The organism is Martelella alba (genome assembly GCF_005217455.1).
Classification (GTDB): Bacteria; Pseudomonadota; Gammaproteobacteria; order Enterobacterales; family Enterobacteriaceae; genus Acerihabitans.
This window is the reverse complement of sequence record NZ_SZPQ01000081.1, coordinates 1-7211: the sequence shown is the minus strand read 5'-3', so window position 1 is coordinate 7211 and position 7211 is coordinate 1. Positions and strand designations below refer to the sequence as shown.

At 45.8% G+C, this 7211-nt stretch carries 6 protein-coding genes; 3 read left to right on the top strand and 3 right to left on the bottom strand.

The genetic code is table 11. From position 1 onward, the window contains the following. The 3 genes from FCN80_RS25140 to FCN80_RS25135 form a co-directional block, all read left to right on the top strand. Positions 1 to 895, top strand: an 895-nt coding sequence (locus FCN80_RS25140) for an IS3 family transposase (RefSeq protein ID WP_230492952.1), incomplete at its 5' end; no start/stop codon positions are given. A 54-nt stretch (positions 896 to 949) separates the two neighbouring features. Continuing rightward, positions 950 to 1147 carry an Arm DNA-binding domain-containing protein gene (locus FCN80_RS27540; RefSeq protein ID WP_373880364.1) on the top strand — a complete coding sequence of 66 codons (198 nt, stop codon included), beginning with the start codon at positions 950 to 952 and terminating at the stop codon, positions 1145 to 1147. Next, on the top strand, positions 1062 to 1577 hold the full coding sequence (locus tag FCN80_RS25135) for a tyrosine-type recombinase/integrase (RefSeq protein WP_230492951.1): 516 nt from the start codon (positions 1062 to 1064) through the stop codon (positions 1575 to 1577). Before FCN80_RS27540 ends, FCN80_RS25135 begins: the two co-directional genes overlap by 86 nt. A 794-nt stretch (positions 1578 to 2371) precedes the next feature. Here the strand turns inward: FCN80_RS25135 and FCN80_RS25130 are convergent. The 3 genes from FCN80_RS25130 to FCN80_RS25120 form a co-directional block, all read right to left on the bottom strand. Further along, positions 2372 to 3688: an MFS transporter gene (locus tag FCN80_RS25130; protein ID WP_230492950.1), complete on the bottom strand. Its 1317-nt coding sequence runs from the start codon at positions 3686 to 3688 to the stop codon at positions 2372 to 2374. 68 nt (positions 3689 to 3756) lie between these two features. Further along, entirely contained in the window at positions 3757 to 4620 is an 864-nt protein-coding gene (araC, locus tag FCN80_RS25125) for an arabinose operon transcriptional regulator AraC (RefSeq protein WP_136993043.1), read from the bottom strand. A 15-nt stretch (positions 4621 to 4635) separates the two neighbouring features. Beyond that, the gene (locus tag FCN80_RS25120; protein WP_136993042.1) at positions 4636 to 6675 is read right to left on the bottom strand and encodes a beta-galactosidase; all 2040 of its coding nucleotides are present in this window, start codon (positions 6673 to 6675) and stop codon (positions 4636 to 4638) included. Positions 6676 to 7211: the final 536 nt, after the last annotated feature.

Genomic DNA, 7211 nt, shown 5'->3' with positions numbered 1-7211 from the left:
GAAACTGCCAGCCCATTCCCCGGAGGAAAACATGGTCAGGCAAAAGTGTAGCGGTATTAGGCGCAGCTATTTAGCTGAAGTGCTACGGGTATCGCGTTCAAATCTTTATGAACGGTTGCTGCAGAAACGCCAGCACCGGTCAGTCCGCTACAGCAAAGACGATGACGCACGATTGTTGCCGCTTATCTGCCAGATATGCAGCGAGCGGGCGACAAACGGCTATCGTCGCGTGACTGCGCACCTCAATCGTGCCCTAAAGGAACAAAACTGGCGGGTTAACCCCAAACGCATTTACCGGATCATGCGGGCAAATAAACTGCTGCTGACAAAATCAGGCCATAAAAAACCAGAGCGCTGTCATACCGGCAACGTCGTGACACTTAAGCCAGATACGCGCTGGTGCTCAGATGGCTTCGAAATACGCTGCTGGGATCGGGAAGTCGTGCGGGTGGTGTTCAGCCTTGACTGCTGTGATCGCGAAGCCATAAGTTGGTCGGCGACAACAGGTGGAATAAACAGCGTTATGGTGCAGGATTTGCTGACAGAAAGTGTAGAAAAACGCTTTGGAAATGCGCTTTACCTACCACATGCCGTTGAGTGGCTGACGGATAACGGCAGTTGCTACATAGCGGACTCAACAAGAACGTTCGCCACCTCACTCGGGTTCATCGTGTGTACGACGCCAGTGCGCAGTCCGCAGAGCAATGGCATGGCTGAATCGTTCGTGAAAACGTTCAAGCGAGACTACGTGTATGTGGATGATCTGCCGGATGCGGTAACCGTAATGGAAAAACTGACGGAATGGATGGAAGATTACAATAACTGGCATCCCCATAAAGGGCTGAAAATGCAGTCACCGAGAGAGTACAGAAGTTCGTTGCTAGCAATAAATTAACCGTGTCCGTTTTAGCGGGGGCAACTCCACTTCAAAGTTTCCGACTCTCATGGTCTGTACCTTTTAGTCAATCCAGGCGGTTCACGTCTCTGGTATCTCAATTATCGTATCAATAGAAAAGAATCCCGCCTCGGCTTAGGGGCCTATCCTGCAGTATCTTTGGCCGATGCTCGTCAGCAGCGTGACGGTATCCGTAAATTGCTGGTGCAGAATATCAATCCAGCTCAACAGCGCTCCGCTGAAAGGAATTGAGAAAAAAGGTTTGCTGGAAGTGGCAGCACGCACTCGGCAGCATATGTGCAACGTCATGCGTCATGCCGAGCATCAGGAGCTGATATTTCCCGGTGACCATAATCCGTATAAACCAATGTGCGAAAACACGATTAACAAGGCGCTACGCTTGATGGGTTATGACACAAAAGATGAAATCTGCGGCCACGGATTCCGCACAATGGCCTGTAGTGCCCTGATGGAATCGGGTCTGTGGTCACTGGATGCCGTTGACCGTCAAATGAGCCATCAGGCACGCAATACTGTGCGTATGGCATATATTCATAAGGCTGAACATCTGGAAGCTCGTCAGGCAATGATGCAGTGGTGGTCAGATTATCTGGATACGTGCTGTGAAGCTTATATTCCACCCTATATTCTGGACACAGATAACAGCAACGCAGCAGTCTGATATATAAATTATCTTTTCAGAAACATTAACGCTGTATCAGTCAGGACTGGTACGGTTTTTAGTTTATACAGGCACTCAGAAAACGCCACAGTGAGGCAGATCGCAATCAGCAGAAAATCATTCTGCATGATGAAACACAACAATGGCAGGCCAAATATTTTACACAAAAAGATGAACAACCCCCGCTGCTTACGCGGGGGGACTTTCAGTTATCACGCCATCTGTTCGATATACCAGCCGTATATTTATCTTCATAAGAAAACAAATTCATGGCGGACGGATTGAGTTAAACACCGATAAATAGAGCAAATTATTACTCACATAAACATTGCCAGCATTCAGTCGAAATCAGTATATTCATATCATAAGAGATAAAGCTAAAAAAATTTTTACTTTTTGACATCATCAAAATTTATATCTGGGTGAAAAGCAGATTTAATCAGTTTAGCGCGTTGCACAAAATAAGCCAACCATTAACATTTAATTTCCATTTAGTAAATCTAAAATATATATTACCATTTAACGGATCGCTCGTAAAAATGGCATATATCAATTACAAACGATCGACTGTCCCACTCTGGCAGATCATGGATTAACTTTATACCTATTTAGTGAAAATCCCAGAAATATTTCATAAGCCTTTTTAACTCAGATTTGAAATCGATGTAAAGTTAAACTTTAAGCTGATTCAATCGGCCAATATTTTCCTCGAAACTAAAATATATGATTAAATCTTCCTTTAATTAACACATGCTGATTTGTCAACATCTGGATGAGAAAAAAAAGAGTAATTATCAATTTACTTTTCTTATCATCATTACCAGTATTCCTCCTCCAAGAGCTATGAGTGCCAGAACCGGAAGTATGGGCAGATACTGGTTTCCCATTACTCCGTACAGCAATGCGCCCAGCACGGGCCCCAGGATCTGTGCCCCGGTATTGGCAAAGTTTAGTATACCAAGATCCTTCGCCGAATTTTCGTGACTGGGTAAGACTTCCAGGTTGAGGGCCTGATCGACAGAGAAAAATATGCCTGAGCCAATACCTGCAATCACACCATACCAGATCATCGCCTCTGGCTCGGGCCAGAAAAAGGGGATGAGTGTACCGGCTGCAATCAGCATTGCTGACAGGAACACCGGTTTTTTGCGGGTACGAAGTTTGTCTGATACCGGACCGGAGAGAGGTGCAAAAATCAGCGCAGTAACCATCGTTGCAATGCCCATTAATGAGATATAGTGCCCGGCTGACGAGCTGGTCAGACCCATACCGCTTGTGAGAAAAAACAGTTGATATACGCTGAAAGCCGTGATAGTTATTGCCACAAGCATTTTACCAAACAGCGCCAGATAAAAGTCACGTGCCGCTCTGACAGGAAAGATAAAATACTTTATAAAAATTTCTTTATTCATTTTCCGGACGGGCATGCCAAGGCTGGATTTCTCTTTAATAATAAACGCAGCCAGCGGACCAGACAGTAACATTGCGCAAGCCATGGCATAATAGCCGACATTGATTAATTCCGGATGGGCATCACTCAAAAATAACCCTCCCGCAACCGGACCACCATATTGTCCGGTGATGAACCCCGCAGCATAGACTGACGATATCAGCCCACGGTGTCTGGGGGCAATTCTGTCTGCAATGACAGCCAGCAGGGGTGCCACAACAAAGTTGATAAATGTCTGCAGCAGGCACCACAACAGGATGAAGAGTCCGAGTTGTTCCCGTGAATTTATCATGCCCAATCCGATCATAACTGCGGCAGTAAGGACAGAGCCAGCCACAATCCATGGCGTCCTGCGCCCCCAGCGGGATCGGGTCAAATCGGACAGAGCTCCGATAATAATGGTGGTAATCGTTGACGTTACTGCACCAAGTGTTCCCAATAGCGCCAGAAAATTATTCACCTCTGCATTCTGACCGATAATATTACTCAGTTTTGCCGGATTCAGGACAGAATTTATTCCCATAAAAGGACCAAGCCATAACAGAGCGCCCAGGCCCACAGCTATACCGGTCAGGACCGGTACGCCTGGCTGCTGGTCATCTGTGACAGACGCAGACCAGTTTTCCCGGGGGAAAGCATCATTATTCATCTGTGTTTGCATTTTATTATCCTGCTATAAAATGAGATTAAAATTCGGATTTAACTGTAATTTCTGTGAAGACCTGTTTATTACTGTTGATATTCATCTGAACAAACATCAGTAACAACAGAATTTTTTGCATAATTTTTCCTGTACGTACTGGGGGATATTCCACAGTGACGGTGGAATATTTTTGAAAAGTAGAATGCATCGTTATAGCCGTTTGCGCGTGCTATATCAGCTACCGAGAGCGTGGAACTCTGTAACATATTTCTGGCACAATAAATCCGCTGTTTTTCTTTCCATTCATTTATTGTCATGCCAGTATCGCGGCGAAATAAATGTGAGAGTCTGGACGGGGAAAGACTGACCCTGCTGGCAAGCTTGGCAAGGCTCTCATCCAGAAAAAGGTTATTATCAAGATGCTGACAAATCGCAGTAATCCGGATATCCATGGTTTTATGCAGACTATCATACTGCATCCGGTAGCAGGAAAGAATAATCCTTTCGAGCACGTTCATCGCCATAGCCTCAGACAGGGCATTATTGTCCGAAAACCATGTAATGGCCTCAGTGAACAGCGTCTTCACAGTGTCACTTTCCGCATCACTGCTGAGCTTTATACGGCTCACGCCCCCCACATCATTTTGCCACTGCAGCCATTCTTTCCAGTAAGGACGAGGGATAAAATAGATCCAGAAATGGTCCCAGCACTCCTCTGATACCTGCCTGCCATAATGATGCTTCACGCCGGGCGGGAAAATCAGCATATCGTTTTTTTCAACATGCAATATTTTTCCTCCCTCAGTTTCAACCCACGCGCTTCCCTTAACCGTAAGGTTGATGATATAGCCATCCATCCCGTCGGGGCGGAATACGGGTGTGTCATGCGGCCCGTTGATAAGTACCGGCGTAAATCCTGCAACGAGATAGGCATCAAAAGTGAAACACATATTTTTCCTCCTGACTCAGGCGTCCCCGACAAGCAGTCGCATTCCCCATGCTCCGATGGTCAGTGTCTCTCCTTTCCGGTGGATATTTCCGCTGAGTGGCTCAAAAACATCATCATTCGTCGTGAAATCCCTATCAGATCCAGAATAGTTAAATAAAAACCGCACAGATTCGCCTGACTTATTGATAGATTTCCTGACCACCACAGGCCAATGGCTCTGGGCCGTCCGTGAAGACAGGCTTATTCCGTCGGACAGACAGGAAAAGAGTTCATAAATCAGTTTCTTGGATGGTAAAAAACCAACATACAATGCTTTTCCGGTGCCATACTCTGAAAGTGTTGCTGCAGCATATTTTCCCCAGTGTGGGTGGTCATAGCGCAACAACTCCCGGGTGCGATCTGATGCGGGAGACAGCAGTTCCATCCACATTTCTGCACTCTCATTAGATAAACACCCCACAGCTTTATCTACGGAAGTGATGCCCACATTTTCAGGGATGGTGAACTGGCTGTAACTCACACCGCAGCATTTACTGATGATACCGGGTTGAGTGACTGCCCTGACCTTTACGTCAAGATCACAGAAACCACTTTTGAATCCGATGAGTACGCGCCCACCGTTTTCCACAAATGCATTAATGCCTTCAAGCTCTTCATCCGATGCCGAATACAGCGCCGGAATGATGATGACACGATATTTCTGCGACTGTGGAGACAGATGATTGATAATGTCAACGCTGATATTCCGGTCATATAACGCATCCCAGAATCGTCTCAGGATATCGTTATAGACGTAATCAGCCTGCCTGTTCAGTTCAGGCTGAGGCGTATCTGGTCTGAACCAGTTCATGGCTTCCATGGCGTTGCTGCTGACCAGTATTGCCACATCATTATTCGTGTGCAGCTCATCAAGCGTATCTGACAGGCGCGACATATCATTACCGATACTCACGGCTTCCTGATAGGTCGGTCCCGCTGAAAAATCATGACTCAGCAGCCCCTTCCAGTAAGTTTCGTAAGAATTATGGATTGAATGCCAGTGCCAGTAGGCAACCATACTGGCTCCGCTGGCAATATGACTGAATGCTTGGAGGCGCAACTGCCCCGGATAGGGCGTCCATTTAGCAAAGCCCTGAGCCTGCGTTTCCATGACAAAATAATTCTTTCCGCCTTTCAAATTGCGGGCTACATCACCACTGAAAGCAATTTCACGGCCTGTTAAATGGTTCTGAGTGGGGTGGTAAACATCCACGCTCACTACGTTCATAGCCTTCGCAGCGTCAAAATGGTCCACCCTCGGTTGCAGACCGAACGAATACCCGCGCCATTCAAAGTCAAAATTTTGTGTGACAAACTGTCCGGGACGCGCGTATTCACCGACAATAGCGGCCTGCCATGCAAGATATTCTGCCACCTTTTCCCGGCGAAAACGCGCAAAAGCGCAGCCAAGGCTGGCGTTAATTGTCCCCTCTAGAGGAGGAAAATCATCCCAGGACTCTATACGGTTACTCCAGTACTCAAGGCCAAAAGCATCATTCAAATCTCTTATGCCCTGAAAACGTTCTCTGAGCCATTTCCTGAATGCGTTCTGAATATTTTCACCTACGTTTTCATAATGCTTAGTTTCGTTGTCAACCTGATAACCGATAATTGCCGGGTGCTGGCACACGTGCTCCAGTAATTTACGAATAATGTTTTCTGAATGATAAAGAAAGTGTGGCTGAGTAATATCAATAATCTGACGACGCCCGTAAACCTGCTGTCCCTCCGGTGTAGTCACGAGGATGTCGGGATGTTTTTTTGCAAGCCACCAGGGGACAGCGTAAGTTGGAGTTCCAACAATAACGCCTATTCCAGCCTGATGCATCGCATCAAGGACACGGTCAATGTGACGAAAATTATATGAATTTTCCGCAGGTTCCAGTGTACTCCATGTGGATTCCGCTATTCTGACGACATTGATTCTGGCAGACAGCATCATCTCAATATCTTTATCCAGCCGATCCTGCCGCAGATACTCATCATAATATGCCACCCCGTATAAGAGCTTCGACATCCGGGTACTCCTTAATTTATGTTTAATGACAAAAATCACTTAATTGTCCTGAAAACAATATATTCCATATTTTTTCATAATGGCTTAACATAAACGCTGAACTTCCTGTAAAAATCCGCCGCCTTGCATAAAATGTGATCTCTGTATCATCATGAATTACTTCTGTCATAAGTCCATTCGTCTGTTGTTTCTATGACAACCTCAAAGAGGCTTTAGAAGCCTATTGCTGATGAAAGACAACTCAATATCATTTATAAACAATAAAATACCTAATGATCATGAGCATGGTTATATTTACGGTAAGGGGTCGGGTATCTCGCCTTGTTGATTGATAACCGTTATGAAATGCTCTTTTCACCCATTACCGGCGTGAATTTCATCATGATGAAGCGGCACACCCGAACTGAACAGCAACAGCATATTAACGCATGGCAACACAGCGGTTTAACTAAACAGCATTATGAACCGCCCCGGGAATCCTGGAGACTAAACTCTTTGAGAGAGAGGTAACAGGATGACTAAAAATACTCGCTTTT

What these genes read in the sequence shown, in the direction of transcription:
- FCN80_RS25135 (WP_230492951.1), top strand. Translation starts at nt 1,062, where the DNA reads ATGCTCGTCAGCAGCGTGACGGTATCCGTAAATTGCTGGTGCAGAATA.
- FCN80_RS25130 (WP_230492950.1), bottom strand. Translation starts at nt 3,688, where the DNA reads ATGCAAACACAGATGAATAATGATGCTTTCCCCCGGGAAAACTGGTCT.
- araC (WP_136993043.1), bottom strand. Translation starts at nt 4,620, where the DNA reads ATGTGTTTCACTTTTGATGCCTATCTCGTTGCAGGATTTACGCCGGTA.
- FCN80_RS25120 (WP_136993042.1), bottom strand. Translation starts at nt 6,675, where the DNA reads ATGTCGAAGCTCTTATACGGGGTGGCATATTATGATGAGTATCTGCGG.